Annotated in this window: 18 protein-coding genes and 1 riboswitch; of the genes, 16 read left to right on the plus strand and 2 right to left on the minus strand. The window is 44.9% G+C overall.

The window, feature by feature from the left end:
- Positions 1-269 precede the first annotated feature (269 nt).
- The 16 genes from BLT94_RS12340 (at position 270) to BLT94_RS12420 (ending at position 19,983) form a co-directional block, all read left to right on the plus strand.
- Positions 270-1,079, plus strand: a complete 810-nt coding sequence (locus tag BLT94_RS12340) for a DUF3450 domain-containing protein (RefSeq protein ID WP_092234533.1) — start codon at positions 270-272, stop codon at positions 1,077-1,079.
- Positions 1,079-2,551, plus strand: coding sequence for a MotA/TolQ/ExbB proton channel family protein (locus BLT94_RS12345; protein ID WP_092234536.1), 1,473 nt, complete (start codon positions 1,079-1,081; stop codon positions 2,549-2,551). Before BLT94_RS12340 ends, BLT94_RS12345 begins: the two co-directional genes overlap by 1 nt.
- A gap of 4 nt (positions 2,552-2,555) precedes the next feature.
- A complete protein-coding gene (locus BLT94_RS12350; protein ID WP_092234539.1) occupies positions 2,556-3,155 on the plus strand; it encodes a MotA/TolQ/ExbB proton channel family protein in 600 nt (199 codons plus the stop codon).
- A 31-nt stretch (positions 3,156-3,186) separates the two neighbouring features.
- Positions 3,187-3,606: an ExbD/TolR family protein gene (locus tag BLT94_RS12355; RefSeq protein WP_092234542.1), complete on the plus strand. Its 420-nt coding sequence runs from the start codon at positions 3,187-3,189 to the stop codon at positions 3,604-3,606.
- A gap of 4 nt (positions 3,607-3,610) precedes the next feature.
- Positions 3,611-4,294: an energy transducer TonB gene (locus tag BLT94_RS12360; protein ID WP_175530345.1), complete on the plus strand. Its 684-nt coding sequence runs from the start codon at positions 3,611-3,613 to the stop codon at positions 4,292-4,294.
- Positions 4,294-5,697, plus strand: coding sequence for a tetratricopeptide repeat protein (locus BLT94_RS12365; RefSeq protein ID WP_092234547.1), 1,404 nt, complete (start codon positions 4,294-4,296; stop codon positions 5,695-5,697). The genes BLT94_RS12360 and BLT94_RS12365 overlap by 1 nt, the downstream gene beginning before the upstream one ends.
- A gap of 59 nt (positions 5,698-5,756) precedes the next feature.
- Positions 5,757-6,548 carry a sirohydrochlorin cobaltochelatase gene (locus tag BLT94_RS12370; RefSeq protein WP_092234550.1) on the plus strand — a complete coding sequence of 264 codons (792 nt, stop codon included), beginning with the start codon at positions 5,757-5,759 and terminating at the stop codon, positions 6,546-6,548.
- A gap of 324 nt (positions 6,549-6,872) precedes the next feature.
- Positions 6,873-7,057, plus strand: a riboswitch (cobalamin riboswitch).
- 135 nt (positions 7,058-7,192) lie between these two features.
- Positions 7,193-9,172: a TonB-dependent receptor plug domain-containing protein gene (locus BLT94_RS12375; RefSeq protein WP_092234553.1), complete on the plus strand. Its 1,980-nt coding sequence runs from the start codon at positions 7,193-7,195 to the stop codon at positions 9,170-9,172.
- A gap of 15 nt (positions 9,173-9,187) precedes the next feature.
- Complete coding sequence (locus BLT94_RS12380; protein WP_092234556.1) at positions 9,188-11,206, plus strand: adenosylcobinamide amidohydrolase; 2,019 nt, start codon at positions 9,188-9,190, stop codon at positions 11,204-11,206.
- Between the two features lie 87 nt (positions 11,207-11,293).
- Complete coding sequence (locus BLT94_RS12385; RefSeq protein ID WP_092234558.1) at positions 11,294-15,190, plus strand: cobaltochelatase subunit CobN; 3,897 nt, start codon at positions 11,294-11,296, stop codon at positions 15,188-15,190.
- Between the two features lie 30 nt (positions 15,191-15,220).
- On the plus strand, positions 15,221-15,973 hold the full coding sequence (locus BLT94_RS12390) for a DUF2162 domain-containing protein (protein WP_092234561.1): 753 nt from the start codon (positions 15,221-15,223) through the stop codon (positions 15,971-15,973).
- A complete protein-coding gene (locus BLT94_RS12395; RefSeq protein ID WP_014958782.1) occupies positions 15,970-16,617 on the plus strand; it encodes a MotA/TolQ/ExbB proton channel family protein in 648 nt (215 codons plus the stop codon). The genes BLT94_RS12390 and BLT94_RS12395 overlap by 4 nt, the downstream gene beginning before the upstream one ends.
- Positions 16,614-16,979: a DUF2149 domain-containing protein gene (locus BLT94_RS12400; protein WP_014958783.1), complete on the plus strand. Its 366-nt coding sequence runs from the start codon at positions 16,614-16,616 to the stop codon at positions 16,977-16,979. Before BLT94_RS12395 ends, BLT94_RS12400 begins: the two co-directional genes overlap by 4 nt.
- The gene (locus BLT94_RS12405) at positions 16,976-18,568 is read left to right on the plus strand and encodes a carbon-nitrogen hydrolase family protein (protein WP_092234564.1); all 1,593 of its coding nucleotides are present in this window, start codon (positions 16,976-16,978) and stop codon (positions 18,566-18,568) included. The genes BLT94_RS12400 and BLT94_RS12405 overlap by 4 nt, the downstream gene beginning before the upstream one ends.
- A 259-nt stretch (positions 18,569-18,827) precedes the next feature.
- Complete coding sequence (locus tag BLT94_RS12410; protein WP_092234567.1) at positions 18,828-19,082, plus strand: glutaredoxin family protein; 255 nt, start codon at positions 18,828-18,830, stop codon at positions 19,080-19,082.
- A 310-nt stretch (positions 19,083-19,392) separates the two neighbouring features.
- The gene (locus BLT94_RS12420) at positions 19,393-19,983 is read left to right on the plus strand and encodes a DnaJ domain-containing protein (RefSeq protein ID WP_092234573.1); all 591 of its coding nucleotides are present in this window, start codon (positions 19,393-19,395) and stop codon (positions 19,981-19,983) included.
- A 15-nt stretch (positions 19,984-19,998) separates the two neighbouring features.
- On the opposite strand, the gene BLT94_RS12425 is transcribed toward BLT94_RS12420, so the two are convergent.
- Entirely contained in the window at positions 19,999-21,294 is a 1,296-nt protein-coding gene (locus BLT94_RS12425) for a CpaF family protein (RefSeq protein ID WP_092234576.1), read from the minus strand.
- Positions 21,291-21,590, minus strand: coding sequence for a DUF6812 domain-containing protein (locus BLT94_RS12430; protein ID WP_014958788.1), 300 nt, complete (start codon positions 21,588-21,590; stop codon positions 21,291-21,293). Before BLT94_RS12430 ends, BLT94_RS12425 begins: the two co-directional genes overlap by 4 nt.
- Positions 21,591-22,004 lie beyond the last annotated feature (414 nt).

A 22,004-nucleotide genomic window follows, 5' to 3' on the forward strand; every position in this document is an offset into this window, starting at 1 on the left:
AAAAGCATTTTATAATACTTTTCAATCAATTATGATAATTTTCAACCAACTAACCTCACAGCAGAAGCTGTCCATCATAATTTTGATTAAAACAAAAATCCAAATAAAATAATAAGAGCCGGTTAGTACAGGCTGTCATTTATTAGCAAGATCTAAAAAAAAGGCCATGAAGGTCAATGATCCTGAAAATGAATACGGCTTTGTGGTCTTTTTTGGTTAGGGACTCATATAACACTTAACCCTTTAAAATATAAGATGGTTGAATAAAAATGAAATTTTTCAAGAAACAAACAAACAATTTAATAGTGCAGGCAGTTGTCCTGTTTTTGGGGGGATGTGCTTTTGTTTTTCCCTCCACAGGATGGTGCAGAACAGACACGGTAAAACAAGTGAAGCAGCCGGTTGAACAGTCGGTGCAGATCCGCCGGGAAACACAGAAACAAAGAGACCAATGGGAACAGGAAAAATCAAAACTGGCTCTATTGTACGAACAGCTCAAACAAGAGCATGAAATGCTGGTATCGGAAAATAAAGACTTAATCACAACTCAAAAAAGTCAAAAAAAACTGAACCAGACCCTTTTAAAACAACAACAAGAATCCTTGAAAATCCAGAAAGAATTGTTTCCCTTTTTAAAAGAGTTGTATGCCCAACTTTCCACCCTTGTAGCCAATGATCCCCCCTTTTTAAAAGAAGAAAGGGCAGTACGGCTGAAAACACTTGAACAAGTGATCCATGATCCCGAGGTTTGCATTGCGGAAAAATACCGGAAGGTAATGGAAGCCCTTTTTATTGAAGCAGAGTATGGCGCCACCATTGAAGTATACCAGGATAAAGTGCTGATCGGCACAGAAGAAGTTCTGGGCAATATTTTCCGCCTGGGCCGGGTTTCTCTTTTCTTTTTATCATTAGATAAGCAGTCTTCAGGTTATTTTAATGTGGCACAAAAATCATGGCTGCCACTTGCAGACGACCACCTCCCAGCCATTCGCTCGGCCGTTGAAATCGGCAACAAGAGAAGAACTGTGGAGCTTTTACCCCTCCCCTTAGGACAGCTGGCCATACAAGGAGATGAATAATGATAAAGAAACCCATTTTTATTTGTATTATCATGGTCTGCCTGGCAACGCTTCCCGCCTTTTCCCAGGATGTTCAGCCGGACATGCAATCTGACAGACGATCTGACATGCGATCAGATTACAAGACATTTGAGCAGCAGCGCAGGCAATTGATTCAAAAAGCTTTGGATGAAAAAAAAGAGGCACAAAAAGAGGCACAAGACCAGTTGACATACATTAAAAGCAATAAACAAGCCCTGAAAAAAGCCATTGCACAGCTGAAAACCAATATCACCAATCTTAAAGCTGAAAACAAACAGATTCAAACCCATATCACCGAATTAAAACTTGAGGAAGACCGTCTCAAACAGGAGCTTGAAAAAACCAGTGGAGTGAACCGTGAATTTTCAGGATTTGTCAGGAGCAATGCAAAAGACTTGAAAGCCCTTTTACTCGAAAGCCTTCAATCCGGTCTTACACCGGGCCGCCACAATTTTTTGGAACCCGTCATCCTCCAGGAAAAATTTCCTTCCATGGATGATGTCAGAAAACTGGTACATAACCTGTTTGATGAAATCCATACCACAGGCCAGGTAACACTGACAAAAGGCTTGATGGTTGATCGCCAGGGCAAGGAGCAGGAGGCAAAACTGTTGATCCTGGGAAATTTTACAGGTATTTATCTTCTGGATAAAGAGGCTGGATTTCTTTTGTATTCAGACCAGAGCCAGCGGTATTTTGCCCTTTCCAAACTGCCTTCCTCACGAATAACCAACAATATCACAGCCTATATGCAGGGTAAAAGCGACAATGTTTACATGGACGTTTCAAAAGGCGGAGCGATCCGGCAGCTGGCCCATCAGCTAAACCTGATGGAGCAGGTTCCCAAAGGCGGTGCCATTGTCTGGCCCATATTGATTATCCTGGTGATAGCCGTTCTTATTCTCATTGAAAGAGTCTTCTTTTTCACACAAAGACGGACCCACCCGGAACAGCTGATGAAAACAATCAGAAAAATGATCATGGCAGATGACTGGAAAGGGTGCCGCAAATTTCTGGAATCTAAAAACAAAAAACTTCTCCCCCAGGTACTCCTGACAGCCATGGCATTTAAAGACCAGACCCGGCAGGACATGGAAAATGCACTTCAGGAAGCCATATTGGGACAAATCCCAAAAATAGAACGATTTTTATCCACCCTGGGAATGCTCGCGGCCATTGCCCCGCTTCTCGGCCTTTTGGGAACCGTCACAGGCATGATCAACACCTTTCATGTGATCACTTACTATGGTACAGGTGATCCCAGGATGATGTCAGGCGGTATTTCAGAAGCGCTTGTGACAACCATGCTGGGGCTGTCCGTGGCCATCCCCATCATGCTGGCCCACACCTTTTTAAGCCGCAGGGTTGAAACCCAGATTTCACGCATGGAAGAAAAATCCGTAGCATTTGTCAATCTGGTGTTCAAGAACAGAAACGAGAGCAGGCAATAGTATCATGATCACAGAACTGCTGTTTTCCATAGAAAATTATATCCGGTCAGGCGGAGCCGTAATGATACCGATTTTGACCATCTCATTTTTCATGTGGCTTTTGATCATCAACCGGGTGATGTTTATGCACAGGCTTTATATCAAAAACATTACCCGGGATACGGCAGGGCAACTGGTAAAAAACAATCAAATGCCGGAAGAGAAATACCAGGGTGCCAACTCGCTTCTGGTAAGAGAATTTCTTGCGGCCCGAAGCCACGACCCAAAACTGGATGATTTTATCCTTGATGAAACCGTTGTGAGGCTGACCTCATCTTTGGACACCCATCTTGCCGTCATAAGGGTATTGGCAGGGGTTGCCCCCCTTTTAGGGCTGTTGGGCACGGTAACCGGAATGATGGACACCTTTGATGTGATCACCATTTTCGGCACAGGCAATGCCAAAGCAATGGCAGGCGGTATTTCCGTGGCATTGATCACCACTCAGACAGGACTTATGGTATCCATACCCGGTCTTTACATGGGCGGATTTTTAACCAAAAGAGCCCAGAACCTTAAATACAGAATCGCTGCCACCGGCATGTATTTAAAACGTTTTCTATAAAAAAATTTTTATCAACAAAAGGAGATTTTCCATGCTCAACATTTCAGCTGCCAGACGGGCAAACTCAAAAAACCTTGAGTTGAATATCGCCCCCCTGATTGACATGGTCTTTATATTATTGATTTTTTTCCTGGTAACCACAAGCTTTGTAAAAGAAACCGGAGTTGACATAGCAAGGCCCACAGCCTCCACAGCGGTCAGCAAAGCAAAATCCACCATCCTAATTGGCGTTACACAGCACAACACCATCCATATTGACCGGCGCCAGGTGGATATCCGTGCGGTCCGGGCCAATGTGGAACGGGCCCTGGCAGAAAACCCGGAAGGCAGTGTTGTTATTGTGGCGGACAAACAAAGTCTGACAGGCCTTGTTATCAATGTGATGGATGCCTGCAAGCTGGCCGGTGCCCAAAACATATCCATTGCCGCAAACCTGGACCCTGGAGCATAGAAATATGGCTGCAACCTCTTTTAGATTTTTTTGGGGATGGACATTGGCCCTGATCGGTTCCGTCCTTCTCAATATCACTCTCTTCGGCTTGATGCCCGGCCTGATCCAGATGGTTCCCGACAAGCCGGATGCACTGGATGACATCAGGCAGATAAGGGTCATCAGGGTTAAAAAACCCACAACCCCGCCCCGGAAAAAAGAACCGGAAAAAATAAAAAAACCCGATCCCTTGAAAAAAATAGCCCGATCCCATACCACACCCCTCAAACAAAGGCCCATGAACCTGAAGCCACGACTTGACTTTGAATTAAACCCGAAACTTCCGGCAGCACCAATGGATCTTGTGATGCCAAGTCTTGAACACTTTTCCATGAATGGCCCGATGCTGAAAACCCACTACACCATGGGTGAACTGGATTCCCCCATTACCCCCCTTGTAAAAATTCCACCCATCTATCCGATCAGGGCCACCCGGCGTGGGATTGAAGGAGCTGTAACGGTCCAGTTTCTTGTGACAAAAAACGGAACCGTGGAACAGATCAGCATCATTGATGCCCAGCCTGAAAATATATTTAACCAAAGTGTGATAAACTGTGTTTCCCATTGGAAATTCAAGCCGGGAACCGTGGAAGGCATTCCTGTTGCCACACTGGCTCAAACCACTATCCGATTCAAACTGGAGCAATAATGAAACAGATAAGGTTGAAACATATAAGGTTAAAACAGATTTTAATTCTCCTGGTTTTTCTGGTGATACCGTCACTTTCCATGGCAGAAGAAGAACACCTTCCCCTGGCAGCAGGTATTTGTGTCAACAAAGCCCAACTGCTTTTTCAAAACGGCGAAATCCCAAAAGCCGTTGACGTGCTGGAAAAGTTCACGGCAAAGCAGGCCGGGCTTGATAAACAACAAATTCAAAAAAAAGGATATGCCCATTATTATATCTATTTCCTTTTGGGCAACTATTACCTGACACTGGCACAAGAAACTGAAGGAAAACAAAACAAAATATTTTCCCGCAACGCCATGACAAACTTTCAGAAGGCGGTTCTGCAGAATCCAACCTTTTGTGCAGCCTGGCTGAATCTTGCAAAGACCAGGTATGAAGCCGGCCTTTTTGCCCAGGCAGCCAAAGCTTTTGAAAAAGGATACCAGACATCTGAAACTCAAAAACCGGTTCACCTGTATTATGCTGCAGTCTGTAATTTTCATGCAAACGACCCTGCAACGGCATTGACCGTATTTAACCGGTTGATAAAACTTCACCCTGACAAAGTGACCCTTGCCTGGAAAGAAACCCTTGTCCATATCCTTTTCGCCCTTGAACGTTACCGGGATGCCCTGCCCTGGCTTGAACAACTGGCTTCAAACTCAAAAAAAGAAAAACAAAAAAAATGGCAGGAGATTCTGCTGCACCAGTATATGTCATTGAATATGAACAAAAAGGCCCTGGAATATGCTGATTTTCTGACCCGGACGGATACCCTGGAACCAAAATGGTGGAAGGCGCTGAGCCATATCCATCTGGGAAACAACCAGTTCAAGCAGGGATTATCCGCCCTGGTCATTTACGGCTACTTGACTCCCATGACCCGTAAAGAGCTTTTGCTGGCGGCAGACCTGTATCTTTCCCTGGATGTGCCGGCCAAGGCTGCATCTTTTTACACGGCTGCATTAAAAGAGAAACAGGATCAAAAAAATATTGCAAAAATAAGCCGGGCCTTTACCATGGCCTATGATCAGGACAAAGCTCTGGAATGGATTGATAAAGGACTGTCCGCTTGTCAGGACATTAAACTGCTCAGGATAAAAGCCCAAATCCTGTATAACAAAAAAGAATATGCAAAGGCAGCAGACGCATATGAAACGCTGGCAAAAAAAATGCTTGAACAAAAGACGGCCTCAAAAAACGATACCCCGGGCCAGGTATGGCTAATGCTTGGGTATTGCGCCATGAATGATCACCAGCTTACCCGGTCGCAGAAGGCTTTTTTAAAGGCATCCAGGTATAAAAAACAGCAAAAGTCCGCCCAAAAAGCCATTGCCTTGATCAAGGCAATGCAAACAAAAAAGAACTGTCAGGTAATGTGAAATCATAATTTTGTTCATCAGGCGGCAGTTTCAAAAAACAAAAAAAGGATATTACAGCAATGACCAGTAAAAAGAATACAAATAAAGATGTTCCCATTATTTTAACTGCATTCGGCACCACTGAACGGGCATTTTCAACCTATGAAAAAATGGGCCAGGTGTTTAATGCCAAATTTCCGGAACATAAAATTCACTGGGCCTATTCCTCGAGAATGGTAAAATGCACCATGAAACGCAAAAAACAGCTTGATTTAAAAGATCCCATTGAAATGGCCCAAATTTTTGCCGAGCAGGGCCACCAATGGGTTGTCATGCAATCACTGCACATGATCTGCGGTCATGAATTCGACCGCTTAGTCACGGAAAGAAGCCATGCAAATATCCGCTCCTCCATTGGCCTGCCCCTGCTGACCTCTTACAATGACTATGAAAAAGCAGCTCTTGCCCTTGAGCCTATGTTCCCAAAAGATAAAGATGAGGCCGTCATCCTTGTGGGCCACGGTACGGACCACCCTGCATGGACTGCCTACCCTGCCATGGAAGCCGTGCTTCGCCGACACTATGGCAACCGTATATTCATAGGTGTGGTGGAATATTTTCCAGATATGGACGATACCCTTCAAAGAATAAAATCTGCCGGGTATAAAAAAGTCTGCCTCATCCCCTTAATGCTGGTGGCAGGCGTCCACTTCAAGGAAGATCTTACCTGCGAAGAAGACTCCTGGCAGAAAACCTTTGAACGAAACGACATCCAGGTCTCAGTGGTTGATCACGGCATCGGTTATATTGATGGCATTACAAAAATATTTTGCGACCATATATCAGATGCATTGGATGTTATACCATTGTAATACCGAATGTGTTTTACCCAAAAAATTCTGAACAAAGAACTATAACACTCGATATTTGAATAAAATGAAACATACACTTAAACAAGGCCTTCTTATTTTTTACCTGATATTGGGCTTGTTTCTCTTTGATCATGTTTTTTGATGAAAACAACAAATTGATTCAGTATCAGAAATCCGTCACACAGGCAACTGACAGGCAAGGTTTAAAAATTTATTAAGCTCTCTCTGATAGAAAATTAATAATATCAGTCTAAAAACGTGCGTGAAAAATTGAGGCCAATAAACACAATTTGTTTTTAACTTGACATTTCAAAGTTATTAGTTAATATTTTTTCCCGTTCAGGTGCTTAAAGCATTTAGCACAATAGGGAACCACGTTGAAATCGTGGACGGGCCCACCGCTGTAATCGGGGACGAACGCTGCAGTATACCACTGACCAAATGGTTGGGAAGGTGCGGCGCAAGATTGATCCGTTAGTCAGAAGACCTGCCTGAACATAGAGGGTATAAACTTTGAGGACGAAGTGACCCTTGTCAAATATCTAAGGATAAAAAAGGGAAATCCCTGGAATGAATAATTATTCAGTCCGGGGATTTTTGTTTTTCCGGACAGGCAATTTTACTTGTTTATAGGAGGTTTTTTCATGTTTAAGCATAGATTTGTTAAGTTGTTTGCAGTGTTATTGTTTATGTGGTCACTGCCTGCCTGGAGTGAAGAAATAGAACAGTCGGAAAAAAAGACGTCGATATTAGACACGATGGTGGTAACTGCGGGAAGAGTGGAAGAAAAAAAAGAGGATGTCACCACCAATATTACAATTGTGACAGAAGAAGAGATCCAGCAGTCTTTTGCCCAGGATCTGGGTGATTTGCTATCCAAAAAAGGGTTTATGATCCGGGAATATCCCAATTCACTTGTTTCAGTGGAAATCCGTGGTTTCAGGACTGAAACCCATGGTAATGATCTGGCCAGTCATGTTCTTATTCTGATCAACGGACGACGGGCCGGAACCGGAAATCTGGCAAAAATAATGCTGGGTAATGTGGAGAGGATTGAAATCATCCGTGGACCGGGGTCTGTCCAGTATGGTGCTTCTGCCATGGGCGGGGTTGTCAATATTATTACCAAACAAGGGGCCGGCAAACCTTCATTCTATGCGGAAGGAACTTTAGGCAACTGGGACTATCAGCAGGCTTCAGCCGGAGCTTCCGGCCAGTTCAAGGCTTTTGACTTTTCATTTGATGCCTCAAAATCATCTCAGGATGATTACGACACTGCCAATGGCGACAAATATTACAACACGGGATTTGATTCAAAAAAGAGAGTTAGTTTCAATACCGGCTGGACGTTTGCGCCTGAAAACCGAATTGGATTCAGCTATACCGGGTATGAAGGTGATGGCATCGGAAATCCTGACTATCTGAGCAATAATGATTTGGACAATTATGTGGACCATGCCATCAAAACCTTTGATTTGGTTTATGATGGGCAAACAGCTGATGGATTTTTGATATGGAACCTGCGCTATTTTAATGGAAAAGATGAGTACGAAACCTTTGATCCGGAAAATTATGGCAGCAATAATTCCTACTTTAGAGATACAGATCAACAGGGTGCGCAGGCACAGCTGACGGCTAAGTGGGATTTCGCCCATATCACAGCCGGTGCTGACTGGACTAATTATGCCATCAGCAATACCTATACCATGGCCGGTGAAGAAAACACTTATGACAACCCGGCGGCATTCCTCATGGCAAAAATCAAACTGATGGACAACAAATTGATTCTATCGGCAGGGGGCCGTTATGATAAATATGAAATCGAAAGTGATGATGGTCAAAAGACTGATGAAACCAACTGGTCCAGCAATTTAGGAGCAGTCTACAAACTGGCACCAGGGTTAAGTGTACGGGCCAATTTTGCCGAAGCATTCAGAATGCCAACCGCAGACCAGCTTTACATGTTTAATGATTACAGCGCCTGGGGGTTTGGCATCTGGTCTGGAAATCCGGATCTTAAACCGGAGGAAAGCAAAACATATGAAATAGGCATGGATTTTTCAAGAGCAGCCTTTTCTTGTGGTATGACCTATTTCTACACGGATTTTAAAAATAAGATTGATTATTCTTATATCCCGGCTGAAGACCTTACCCGTTATGAAAATGTTGAAGGTGCCACCATTTCAGGCATTGAAGGCAGTCTGCAATTGGATATCGGAGCCCTGCTTGACTGGTCATATACACTGGCGCCCTACGGTTCATTTACCTATCTTACCGAATATGCGGATGACGCTACCAAGAAAGATCTTCAGTATACCCCCAATTGGACGGCATCCTATGGTTTAAAGGTTGCTAATTCCGATATCGGCTTCTCCGCAGGCCTGAATTTCAGCTATATAGGTGAGCAGGATATAACCGACTATGAAGGAACCGGTGCCACAGCACTGGGAAGTCATACTGTTGCTGATCTGACTGTTTCCAAAACACTTTTGTCCTTTAAAAAATATGGTGATGTTTCTCTTAAGGCTGAAATTCAAAATCTTTTCAACAAAGACTATGCGGTTGTTCAAGGGTATCCCATGCCGGGTCGTACATTTTTTGCCGGTTTGAAATATTTGTTTTAAAAGGATTATTAAATAATGAGATCAGATAATCGTCGTTTAAGCTTGTGCTTTTTTCTGACCGGTTTGATCCTGATGCTGCCCCTCCCATGTTCGGGAGGGGCTTTTCCCTTAACTGTAACAGATTCCGCACAAAACAAGCTCATTATACAAAAAAAACCCCGGCGCGTGGTCTGCCTGGTGCCCTATATCACAGAAATGATAGGGGCATTCGGCCGGGAACAGGTACTGGTGGGGTTGACCCGTCAAGACCTGGTTTTGTATCCTTCCTTTCGAAAAAATCATGTGGGCGGTTATTTTCATCCCGACATTGATGCAATTGCCAAAACCCATCCGGATCTGATCATTGCAGCTCCTTTTCATAAAGCAGTGATTCAATATTTTGGACCGGACTGCTGCCCCCTGATGGTGATGGAAACAAAAAGCATAGCAGATGCCTTTTCTCAGATGGAAATAATCGGGCAATTGTTTGATTGTGAAAAAAAAGCATCAGAGATCATCCAGCGCAACCGGGAACAATTGGCATTGGTCAAGTCCAGGCTGGGCAACCTGCCGGTCCAACAAAGAAAACGAGTAGTCCGTGTAATGGCGGGCACCACGCTTTCCTGCCCGGGTGACGATTCATTCCAGAATGAAATAATTACCGCCGCCGGGGGCATCCCTCCCAAATGGGAAAAAAACGGATTTGCCGTGCCGGTCAGCCAGGAACAATGGCAGCAGTTCAATCCCCAGATGGTCTACGGATGCAGCAGAAACGAAAAGGCTGTGCAAGCCTTTCTGAAGCAGGACGGCTGGAAAGATGTGGCAGCAGTGCAGAATGGATTTATCAGAATGTTTCCCTGTAATCTGACCTGCCAGGTCTCCACACGGGTGGGGTATTTTGTCCAGTGGCTGGCAACCGTCCTCTACCTGGATCTGTTTGCAGACCCTGAAAAGGCCGTGACCACCAATGCGGTTCTGGATGAATCTCCTGTGGTCCTGGGCCTTGATTATGTTAAGCAGGCTCGGGTGGTGCGGCACCGGGTGGCGGATTCCGAATACAAGTCCCTGGTGATTCGTTTCAACGGCCCCCAGGAGATCCTGTCAACCTTTGAAGGAAACCTGACCGGGATACTGGGAGCAGGCAACACCTATGTGCCCATGCCTGCCAGCCTGGGACACATGGCCTATGGCGTTACCCAGGCACAGGAAGCGATCCAAAAAAATCTGGGGTTTGCCAAAGGTGAATTTAGCACCATGATGACCGGTGCTGACATGGACAACCTGGCCGTGGTAAAAAAGAGCTTTAAAGACCTGGAAGTGACCGCACTGGTAACGGCGGGTGTCAAAGGCAATGCCATGCGCATGTCAAAGGATACCGGCCAATATTTTTCACACGGCACCATCAATATTATTGTCATGACCAATCGTACCCTGCCCCCCAATGCCAGGGCCAGAAGCATTATAACAGCCACCGAGGCCAAATCCGCAGCCCTGCTGGATATGGATGTCCGCAGTTCCTACACACCGTTGACCCACCGTGCCACCGGCACGGGCACTGACAATATCATGGTTGTGCAGGGGGACGGGCCTGTTGAGCGCTTTGCCGGTGGACACAGCAAAATCGGAGAGCTCATTGCCAAAGCGGTCCATGCCGGTGTCACCCAGGCGATTTTAAAGCAAAACGGTCTTGCACCAGACCGGGATCTGTTCCAGAGATTAGCTGACCGTAAGCTGAGGATAGAGGATATTGTCGAGCACTGCGCCTTTGATTATGACAAACAGTTCCTGATTTCCAGAATGGAAAAACTATTGGCAACACCTTATTATGCGTCTTTCATTGAGTCTTCCCTGTCAATCAGTGATGACTATGAAAAAGGGCTTATCAAAGAATTGAGCTTTTTCGATACCATGTGCTGTTCAGTAACTGCCAGGCTGTCAGGAAAAAAAGATATCAGACCTGAGACCATTGATTCGTCCAATGCACTTCCGGTTGTTATGGCTAAAGCCTTTGGTGCGTTGATTTCCGGCATAACGGGTGATCATAATAAAAAATAATAATAACTTCTATCAGGTTGACCACTTGGCAACAAGACAGATACTGAAACCATTAGACACAAGTTCGGCATTTCAGGAGAATGCATTATGTATAGAAACCAAAGTATAATTTTATTGATTGTTGCCTTCCTGTCCCTGGCTTCGACAGCTTTCCCGGCTGACACCAGGGACAAACAAACCCTGACCCTGCTGATGGGGGCGGCAGCTTCCTATAATGTCACCCGGGCCATTTCCCAGGTATTGGAAGACCCCGGGATATCAGGGCATGTGACCCTCCATTATTATACAGAGGAAGATCTGGCCGATGGAAAGATCGATCAGGAGGTCATCAATGAATCCGGCATCATCATCCTTGATGACATGTATCGCACCTTAAGCGAGTATATTCTTGAAAATGCAAATTTCAAGACAACCAAGGTTTACGGTCTTTCCACGGTGCCAAACAACCCTGAAAAAATCATATCCGATCCCGGGATCAAGCAGTATGCCCGTCCCCTTACCCGGAAAAACATATCAAACCTCATCTGTTTTCTGCTCAAGCGGGAATACGGCCTGGCTACGGACTGTGATCCGCCCCAAATCGTTCCGAAAACAGGTATTTTCCATCCCCAAAGTGATCGCATTTTCGAAAGCTTTGAGGCCTATTTTTCCTGGTATAAATCATCAGGACTGTACAAAGAAAAAGGCTTCTGGGTCGGGATTCCTGAAATGAATACCTACGTTTATCCAGGAGAAACCGGATATGTTGTGCGTTCGCTCATCGAAAAGCTGGAAGCAAACCAAATCAATGTGCTGCCGGTATATTCCTACCCCCCGGATACTGCTGTGGGAAAATATTTCTACGACGAAAAAAGCCGAAAATCCAGGGTCAACCTGATTGCGGCCATGTCCTACAAGTTTGCCCCATCCAGTGCCGAAAAAACCCGAAAGCTTTTTGCCAAATTTGGGGTTCCGGTTTTAAATCCCATCAGAGTGCATTTTTTGACCATTCCCCAGTGGGAAAATGATCCCCAGGGGCTTGGACCCATGGAAGTCACCTATGCCATGAGCAACCCGGAGGTTCTGGGCCTGATCGAACCTTCCGCCATAGGCGGCAGGGTGGCATCCCGGGACAAACAAACCGGAAAAGATGTATACACCTATCAGCCCATTGAAAAGAATATCGACTTTTTCATCCAACGCATCAATGCCTGGCGAAGGCTCCAGTCAACGCCCAATAAGGACAAGAAAATTGCCATCATGTTCTGGAACCACACCCCCGGTAAGCAGAACATCGGTGCCACCTACCTGAACTTGTTCCGCAGCCTGGAAGAAATTTTACAGCGGCTTTCCAAAGAAGGCTATCATGTAGCGGGTAACCTGCCATCTGAAGAGGAGATAAAAAATCTTATCCTGGCCTCCGGCCGAAACATTGGTTCCTGGGCTTCGGGTGAGCTGGATGCGCTTATCAGCAAAGGACAAGCGATCCGCCTGCCCTTTGAGCGCTACAAGCAATGGTATCAAACCATTGATCCGGAATACAAAAAAAAGGTAGAAAAAGACTGGGGCCGAGTGGAGGATTCCAAAATCATGACTCGGAACCAGGAGATTATTTTTCCCTGTATCCCCCTTGGCAACATCATCCTTATACCCCAGCCCTCCAGGGGCTGGCATGATGATCCGATAAAGCTATACCATTCAACCAAGCTGATGCCCCATCATCAATATACGGCATTTTACCTCTGGCTGAAAAACGAATTCAAGGCCGATGCCATCGTCTCTTTTGGGACCCACGGATCCCATGAATGGCTTCCCGGCAAGCAAGCGGGCTTAAGCCAATCCTGCTCCCCGGAAGTCCTGATCCAGGACATACCCAATATTTATCCCTATGTCATGGATGATATCGGTGAGGGGATCCAGGCCAAACGCCGGGGCCGGGGCGTGATTATCGATTACCTGATCCCGGCCATGAAAAAAGCCGGAACCTATGAAGAATACGGGGAACTTGGGGGCCTTATCAGCGAGTATAACGACACCTTAAGCCGGAGTCCTGAGCTGGCAAACCAAAAATACAAGCGCATTGAAGCCATGGCAGCCAAACTGGGACTGCTTGAGGATCTGATGATAAAAAAATTCGACGAAGCGTCCATTGAAGCTGTTGAACATTATTTGCTTGAACTGCAGGAAGCCAATCTGCCATACGGCCTTCACACCTTTGGCACCTCTCCCACAGGGGAAGCATTAGAAGAATTTTCCCAACTGATCCATGAACGCAACGACACATTTGCTTTTCAAGAGATCAAAAAAAATTTAAGCCTTTGCAATAGAGAAATGGATCATCTGATTAAAGGCCTTGACGGCGGATACATTCCTTCTGCCGAGGCCAATGACCCCTTGAGAAACCCTGAGGCCATCCCCACGGGGAATAATTTTTACGGGTTTGATCCGGCCAAGGTGCCGTCAAAGGATGCCTGGAACTTAGGAAAAACCCAGGCCGATCAAATGATTGAAAAATATGTAAAAGAAAACAAAACCTACCCGGAAAAAATCGGCCTGGTTTTCTGGAGTATTGAACTTCAACGCAATGAAGGAACCCAGGTAGGGACCGCTCTCCACCTTCTGGGGATGAAGCCTGTCTGGGACAAGAACAACAAGGTGATTGGGGTTGAACCCATCCCGGGAACTGTACTCGGCCGGCCGCGGATTGATGTGCATATGCAGGTGTCAGGCCTTTTCAGGGATAATTTTCCCACCCTGATTCTGCTGATGGATGAAGCCGTGCGCAAGGCCGGCCAACTAAAGGATGTGGACAATTTCATTGCTGTTCACAACCAGAAAATCAAGGCTTACCTTCTGGAAAAAGGCTATGACGAAAAAGAAGCCGATCAGTTAAAACAGCTGAGGGTGTTTTCCAATGAATTGGGCAGCTACGGTAATACCATTGAAGACCTTATTCCCAACAGCGGGCTCTGGGAAGGCGATGATGAGATTGCCGATGTGTTTATCAACTTTGTCTCCTTTGGATATGGTAAGGGCGTGTGGGGCAAACCCCTGAAGTCCGCCTACAAAAAGAATCTTGAAGATGTGAAAATGACCATGCACACCCGGTCCAGCAATCTGTTCATGAACCTGGATACCGACGGCGTTTTCTCAGAGCTGGGCGGCCTTGCCCTGGCCGTAAAACGGGTCAGCGGGGTATATCCGGATGTGGTGCTGTCCAACCAGATGAACCCCGATGCCGCCTATGTTGAAGATATAGAAAAAACCATTGGCAAAGAGCTGCGCTCCCGTTACCTGAATCCCAAATGGATTGAGGGCATGAAAAAGGAAAATTATGCAGGTGCAAGGGAGATGAACCGGTTTGTGGAACATCTCTGGGGCTGGCAGGTGACGACTCCCTTTGCCGTTGACGGTGCAAAATGGGAACAGATCTATGAGGTCTATATTCAGGACAAATACGGCATGGAGCTGAAATCCTTTTTTAACAAACACAACCCCTGGGCCCGACAGTCCATGGCGGCACGGATGCTGGAGGCGGACCGTAAAGAATACTGGAAAGCGCCGGAAGAGATAAAAAAGGATCTGGCCAGGACCTATGCATTAAATGTCATTGAAAAAGGGGTGGCCTGTTGTGAACACACCTGCAACAATCCCATGCTTCAAAAATTTGTCACCAACATCATTTCCCTCCATGGCCTGCTGACGCCCAAAGAGCTGGAGCAGTTCAAAATGGTCATTGCCAAAGCCGTGGGAAAAACCCAGGCCGAACATGAAGCCGAACATGCCAAGACCCGGGAAGGATTGAAAGAGCCCATTGAAAAAAATCAGCAGGAAGAGACAATCAAAGCGAAAACACAAGGCAAACAGATGAAAGGCTTTGAAATGGTTGAAGAAAAAATGGAGGAGACAAAGGTTACATCATCGGGATCATCCTGGATGGTCATGGTGATTGTTATCGGCATCATAGGCCTTGTGGCCCTGGGATGGAAAAGAAAAAAGATATAGGAAACCACCTGTTATCAAGGAGTTATAAAAATGTTTGAACAATTATGGATGAGCGGGATACTGGTTGCTTTTTCCGCTTTTGGCATCAAAGCAGGCATGGGGCTTGGCGCACAGGTTTACAGCAAAACTGTTTCTACAAAGAAAAAAGCGCTTTTTCTTTCTGCAGGCTTTTTTGCCTATCTTCTCCTGTTTTTGCTTATGTATGCCCTGGTGAGCCGGCTGAATCTGTTGAGCTACCTGGACCATCTTTCCAACATGCTCCAATACGGCATGCTGGTACATCTGCTGGTTGCCGCAGGATTGTTTGTCTGGGGAGCAAAATTGCTGTTGAATCAGTCGAAAAAACACAATTCCTCCCTGTTCCGGGCCAGCCTGCTTCTTGTTATGCCCTGCCCGGTATGCGCCACAGTGATCCTTCTCAACCTGACCCTGGCCCTTTCCCTGTCAACCCTGACCCCGTTTTTAACCACGCTGGTCCTGTTCGGTCTGTTTGCGGGCATCATTGCCGTGACTTTAGGGCTGCTTTTTCCCTATCACCATCGGATGGGCTCCGGCAATGTTTTCTTAGGATCATCAATGACCTTGATATCCCTTTATTTTCTAATGACCGTTATCATCGCCCCCATCTACCCAAAAATAAAAGCCGCCTTTGCCATGGCGGTTTCCAATACTCCGGTAAGTGGAATCGACCCCAAATCAACCCTTATTTTATCCGGACTGTCCCTTGCCCTGGCAGGCACAGGATTTATCCGAACCTATTTTAACAAAGGAGACATTCATTGAACCTTTTTCCTGCATTCCAAACCATTCTCTATACCATTTCCACTGCCCTGCTTTATCCGGTGGTGGCGCTGCTAATCATCCTCTGTCTCTGGCTGCTGGTCTATTCCGGCGGATTTATTGCAGAATGGATAAAGCGGACTCAATTTCGAACAAACGGGCAATTGTCGGATTCCCTGGAAATGATTCAAGAACAGCTTGCGCTTCCCCCTTCTTTAAGTGAAAATCTGCCCGCACACATCACAGCCTACACCCGGCAGATTAAAAACATCATAGCCGGAAGTTCCGTATTTCAAGAAGAAAAAGTGGAAGACCTTAATCAACAAAAACAATATGCCTTGTTGCGGGAGGTGGATAAAATCCGTCTCATTGTCCGAATCGGCCCGAGTCTCGGGCTCATGGGAACCCTGATACCCATGGGAACCGGTCTTGCCGATTTGACCAAGGGCAATATGGCTCAACTTTCCTCAAGCCTTATCCTGGCCTTTACCACAACGGTTGTGGGCCTGGCCCTTGGAGTTACCGCCCATTTTTTCTCTGTTGTCAAAGAACGATGGACAATTGAAGATATGCGGCATATCAACCTGATCACCGAAGCCATGGTCAAAAAAATGGTCAAAAAGGATATAAAGGCGGAAAAATTATGAAATACCTGATCACCAGCCGACCGGGACAATTGGGCCGTGCCGGAAAAGAAGAGCCGATGAACGGGGTGGCGAATTTGTTTGATGTTGCCCTGGTTTTTATCGTGGCCCTTCTGCTTTCACTGATGTCCACCTTCCAGGTCCTTGATTTTTTTAATCCTGAAAGTGATATAACCATCATGAAAAAAGTCCGGGATCAATGGCACATCATCACCAAAAAAGGCCAGGAGGTCAAAGTCAAAAAGGTGACGGACCGCAAAGTGGGTGGAGATGAAGGCTTTGAACTTGGTACTGCCTATCAGTTAAAAGACGGCCGTGTTATCTACATTCCCAACGGCACCAATCAGGAGGAAGGTATAAAATGAAAATTTTGTTCCGATGTTTGGTAATGGTATGTTTTTTATGGGGACACTTCTTAATAACCTGTACTGCCGGACCTGATACCTCAAACTCTTTGAAAATTGCCCTGGTGCATTACGGCGTGAAATATAAAGATCCAAAACTGAATTTAAAAGAGCTGGTGCGGCTGAATCGCAAAGCCGCCCTTGAAGGGGCACAGCTCATCCTTAACACGGAACTTGCCGTCAGTGGATATTCTTTCCAATCCCGTCAGGACATTACCCCCTATACAGAAACAGACAACGGAAAAACAATTCAGGCCATAAAAACGCTGTCCAGGGAACTGGGGATTTACGTCGGAATTACCTTTCCTGAACGCGACCCCTTAACCCAAAGTTACTATAACAGCGCCTTTGTCATTGATCCCCAGGGGCAATTGGTGTGCAAATACCGTAAGATTTATGCGGAAAAGCGATGGGCAAGACCCGGCAGCCCTTATCAAGAAGGGACATTTGACACACCATGGGGTCGAATCGGGGTAGCCATCTGTGCAGACAGCTATTTCGGGCTGATCCCACGGACCATGGCTTTAAAGGACGCAGATTTTCTGTGGGTTCCTGCCAACTGGCCTCCCACAGGCCAATTGAGTCCCCTGGAGGTCTGGCAGGCAAGAGCACTGGAAAACGGAATCTATCTGGCCGCCTGCAACAGAACCGGAAAAGATCGCGTAATGGACTGCCGACAGGCGGTTTCCGGTGTCATTGATCCCACGGGCACACCCATATTTTCAGGATCATCGGAAAGCAGCAAGATTTTTTTTGCTGATATCCCCCTGAATGCAAATGGCCGTTTTGGCAATATTCATCGACTTAAAAGGATGAAATTACGGGATATTGACCTATACCGCCAGATCTATCTGGACCCCTGGGTTGAAAATTTAACCTTGTATTATCAGTTGCCAAAAACAGGTATGCTTGATGTTCACTGTTTTGTACCCCCATCATCGGGCCGGATTGATCTTAAGGTCTTGGAAACCGCTGTTGAAAAACGCCAAACAGACCACCCTGCCCTGTGGATACTGCCTGAATCCTCTGCAAACCAAGCAAAAGAGGCTGATCTGTTAAAGATCTCCAAAAACCGCAATGTGGCCTTTGCCTTGTCGGTTGCCGGTGAAACTCAGACGCTGAGTCTGATTACTCCCCAAGGCATTCAGCCCTTTTTTGAACCGGATATCATCCCTTCTCAGGCATTTCCCTTTAAACTCATTCACTACGGGCCTGCTGCCATCGCCATGGTTCCAATGGAGGCTTTCAGGCATCCGGAACTTGCTGTTGTTCTCGCCAAATTGGGATGTGACCTGGTGGTAGTGTCTGAAGACAAGCTATCTTCGAAAGATCTGCTTTTAAGCCGAATGAGGGTAGTTAACAGCGTTGCTGTGGCAGCTTGTTCGAACAATGGGGCACAGATCACCTGCATGCAGGGGCTTCACGGCAACCTGGATCAACAGCACCAGATCCAGCCGGGTGTTTGTACCTATGGTTTGGATACATCCAGGACACGCAAGAAAAGTTTTCAATATCACATTGATTATGATCTATTGCTAAAAAACAATTAAAAAAGCAATGGCCCCCTGATTTCCCGGCAAATTACCACCAGCGGAGTTACCGGGTTCAGGTGATTTCACAGCAGTTATCAATAATCCATTGAGTGAATTGTAATGTTTTTATGTCTGGGGATGTTTATGCTTGACACACAACTCAATTTAAGATTGATTGTCAGGTAATAAAGCAATTTAATTTGCTAAATATTTTGCCATAATAAGATTTTAAAACAAAAAATTATCCATCATACAACTGATTATCAAAGAGGTTATTATGTTGAAAGTATATGCTGCCAAATGGTGTCCACATTGTACGAAAACCATTGAATATTTAAAAAACAACAACATTGAATTTGAATATTTTGAAATAGAAAAGCAATCAGAAGAGACAATTCAAAAAATCATTGAAATAAACGGAGGAGATGATTGGGTTGTACCAACACTTGAATTTAATGGAAATTGGAGGAAAGGCAAAGTCTATAATGAAAAAGAACTTGGCTTTGATTTAAACAAATTAGGATTAAAATAAAGCCATAACTTTAAAAATTTACTAACACCGGTTTTCGTGTTAATCACCTTGGCGATTTTCAATTCATTACTATCACCGTCAAAAACTACAGCTATTTGAAACTTGTCTCCCAAATCGACTCCAATTGTGATATTATTTCTGTTATCCATGGATAGCCCCTCTTCTGTTTCATGTATAGACTGTTTATGCTTGACACATGCATTAATTTGAGATTGATTGTCAGGTAAGAAAGCAATCTGATTTCCCAAACATTTTGCCATGATAAGGATTTAAAACAACTATTACGAAATCACAAATAAGGATTAACGGAATGAACAGCATCGCCTTTGATGATTATTATGAAGACCTTCAAATAAGTCCCAATGCTGATTTGGAAACTATTGAGCGTATTTATCGATTACTGGCAAAACGCTACCACCCGGACAATAAAAAAACAGGGAGTCTTGATAAATTTAATATTATTAACAAAGCGCATCAAGTGCTGTCAAATCCGGAAAAACGAGCTGCCTATGATGTTGTATATGAAGAAAAAAAGAATCATCAGTGGCAAGCTATTTCACAAATTTCTTCGCATGACGGATATGAGCAAGATTTGTATAATCGAAGATGCCTGCTGTCCATATTATATATTAAGTGCAGGGAGAATCCATCCGACCCGGGTATCGGTTTGTGGCACCTTGAAAAAATGTTAGACTGGCCGGAAAATGTAATGGAATTTCATTTCTGGTATTTAAAAGAAAAAAGTTATATCCGGCGTGACGAAAACGGCCAGTTAGCAATAACAGTAGCAGGTGTAGACAAAATTGAGCAAGATGGTTTGGTTCTGGGAAAAGATCGATTACTGCCGGAATCCACAGAAGAGAACCACAGATTAAAACTTATTAAAGATGATCCAACGTAAAACTGTCTTGTCCATTTACCATATACTGGATTTTTTGAAATTGAACAATTCAGGTCCCAAATCCAATCCTGCAACCTTAAGTTTCTGACTGAAAAACGGCCTGACACCGGTAGCCGTTAACTCACCGATAACAGTTCCGTCATGGTCAATTTTGCGTTGTTCAAATTTGAATATCTCTGTCATGGTTATCACGTCGCCCTCCATACCCGATATTTCGGTAATGGACGTCACTTTACGGGAACCATCACTGAAACGCGATACCTGGATGATTACATCAATGGCCGAGGCGATCTGTTTACTGATCACCCGGATGGGAAGATCCAAACCAGCCATGAGACACAGGGTTTCCAACCGGCCAACGGCATCCCGGGGAGAATTGGCATGCACAGTTGTCAGAGAGCCGTCGTGTCCGGTGTTCATGGCTTGCAGCATATCCAGAGCTTCACCACTTCGGCACTCGCCAACCACAATCCGGTCCGGCCTCATTCTCAGAGAATTTATTACCAGATCTCTTATTGTTTTTTCATATTTACCCTCGACATTGGGTGGTTTTGTTTCCATCTTCAGGACATGTTCCTGCTGCAATTGTAATTCAGCCGCATCTTCAATGGTGATAATCCGCTCATCATCAGGAATAAACCCGGAAAGAATATTAAGCAGGGTTGTTTTACCGGAGCCTGTTCCCCCGGAGATAAGGATATTGAGCCTGCCTATGACACAGGCCCGAAGCAACTGAACCATGTTTTCAGTAATGGAACCCATTTCGATAAGCTGCTCAAAGCCGATCTTATCGGTTTGAAATTTTCTGATGGTGATACACGGGCCCTCGATCATCACCGGAGGGATGACGGCATTCACACGCGAACCATCCGGCAGACGGGCATCTACCGTTGGGTTATTCGCGTCAATGGTACGGCCAAGAGGCAAAATTATCCGTTCAATGAGCTTTATTATCTGGGCATCATCAGCAAAGGAAACATCTGCTCTTGTTATTTTCCCATTACGTTCGACATAGGTTTTATTAATGCTGTTTACCATCACTTCGGTTATGTCGGGATCATCCAGAAGAGGTTGCAATGGCCCAAAACCAAGGACTTCATCCAATACCTCTTTGAAAATCCGGGTTTTAACGGAATCAGAAAATCCAGGATCATTTGCCTGATAAATCTGTTCCAGGCAACCTATAATTGCCTGGCGATTTTCATCAAGTGGTGCAGAATTTGCTTCCATCATGCGAGTAACCGTATCAATCAAATGATGCTTGAATCTGTTAACATCTGTTTGTGGTGATTTTTGGTCCAATTTATTCATGAGTCTTCCCCGTCATTTTTTAGATCATCATCCTGGAATAACCATACAATGTCCTGACGATTTACAGTTAGAAAACTGCAATTATAAATAAGCCTACTTTTCAAATCGTAAATTCCGGCATCTGTTAAGGCTATAAATGTATTGGACTTATCCAATTCATCCTTTATTCTCTCATGCAGACGCACATGAAACTTCCCTTTAATCAGGTGATTAGACATCTGAATGTGAACATCAACAGGTCTTTTTTTTATTACTTCGGTAAAAATTTTACCTTTTTCATCAAATGTAGTTGGCATATGTCTTTCCTTCATTTTTTGGAGTCCCTGCTTTTGAAGTCCCTGCGATAAGAAGCCAATTGAATATCCTTTGGTTCTGTACTATCAAAGGGAATATTTCAAATAATAAGGCAATCGCCATAAAAAGCTGTTGAAATTCTTCTTTATGATCAAGACGTTTGAAAAGCAAAATAACACAAGCCTTACCCCATTGGTTATCATTGACTCATTGTTTGTTTTTTTGGGGATGACTCTGAATATTAGTCAATAATAGTAATAAAGCAGGTTCAATTCGCCGTGTCAAGATCACGATGGATTTTTTATAAGGTTTGGCCTTTGCCCCAAAGCCATTAAAGCGTTCTCATAACTATATGGTTTTATATGAAAGCCTTAAAAAATTCACACAGAAACTTTCAACCTTTGTTGTGAGCAAAC

Source organism: Desulfobacula phenolica, assembly GCF_900105645.1.
In the GTDB taxonomy this organism is placed as follows: domain Bacteria; phylum Desulfobacterota; class Desulfobacteria; order Desulfobacterales; family Desulfobacteraceae; genus Desulfobacula; species Desulfobacula toluolica.

What these genes read in the sequence shown, in the direction of transcription:
- BLT94_RS12360 (WP_175530345.1), top strand. Translation starts at nt 3,611, where the DNA reads ATGGCTGCAACCTCTTTTAGATTTTTTTGGGGATGGACATTGGCCCTG.
- BLT94_RS12345 (WP_092234536.1), top strand. Translation starts at nt 1,079, where the DNA reads ATGATAAAGAAACCCATTTTTATTTGTATTATCATGGTCTGCCTGGCA.
- BLT94_RS12420 (WP_092234573.1), top strand. Translation starts at nt 19,393, where the DNA reads ATGAACAGCATCGCCTTTGATGATTATTATGAAGACCTTCAAATAAGT.
- BLT94_RS12355 (WP_092234542.1), top strand. Translation starts at nt 3,187, where the DNA reads ATGCTCAACATTTCAGCTGCCAGACGGGCAAACTCAAAAAACCTTGAG.
- BLT94_RS12410 (WP_092234567.1), top strand. Translation starts at nt 18,828, where the DNA reads ATGTTGAAAGTATATGCTGCCAAATGGTGTCCACATTGTACGAAAACC.
- BLT94_RS12390 (WP_092234561.1), top strand. Translation starts at nt 15,221, where the DNA reads ATGTTTGAACAATTATGGATGAGCGGGATACTGGTTGCTTTTTCCGCT.
- BLT94_RS12385 (WP_092234558.1), top strand. Translation starts at nt 11,294, where the DNA reads ATGTATAGAAACCAAAGTATAATTTTATTGATTGTTGCCTTCCTGTCC.
- BLT94_RS12425 (WP_092234576.1), bottom strand. Translation starts at nt 21,294, where the DNA reads ATGAATAAATTGGACCAAAAATCACCACAAACAGATGTTAACAGATTC.
- BLT94_RS12370 (WP_092234550.1), top strand. Translation starts at nt 5,757, where the DNA reads ATGACCAGTAAAAAGAATACAAATAAAGATGTTCCCATTATTTTAACT.
- BLT94_RS12400 (WP_014958783.1), top strand. Translation starts at nt 16,614, where the DNA reads ATGAAATACCTGATCACCAGCCGACCGGGACAATTGGGCCGTGCCGGA.
- BLT94_RS12340 (WP_092234533.1), top strand. Translation starts at nt 270, where the DNA reads ATGAAATTTTTCAAGAAACAAACAAACAATTTAATAGTGCAGGCAGTT.
- BLT94_RS12375 (WP_092234553.1), top strand. Translation starts at nt 7,193, where the DNA reads ATGTTTAAGCATAGATTTGTTAAGTTGTTTGCAGTGTTATTGTTTATG.
- BLT94_RS12405 (WP_092234564.1), top strand. Translation starts at nt 16,976, where the DNA reads ATGAAAATTTTGTTCCGATGTTTGGTAATGGTATGTTTTTTATGGGGA.
- BLT94_RS12350 (WP_092234539.1), top strand. Translation starts at nt 2,556, where the DNA reads ATGATCACAGAACTGCTGTTTTCCATAGAAAATTATATCCGGTCAGGC.
- BLT94_RS12365 (WP_092234547.1), top strand. Translation starts at nt 4,294, where the DNA reads ATGAAACAGATAAGGTTGAAACATATAAGGTTAAAACAGATTTTAATT.
- BLT94_RS12430 (WP_014958788.1), bottom strand. Translation starts at nt 21,590, where the DNA reads ATGCCAACTACATTTGATGAAAAAGGTAAAATTTTTACCGAAGTAATA.
- BLT94_RS12380 (WP_092234556.1), top strand. Translation starts at nt 9,188, where the DNA reads ATGAGATCAGATAATCGTCGTTTAAGCTTGTGCTTTTTTCTGACCGGT.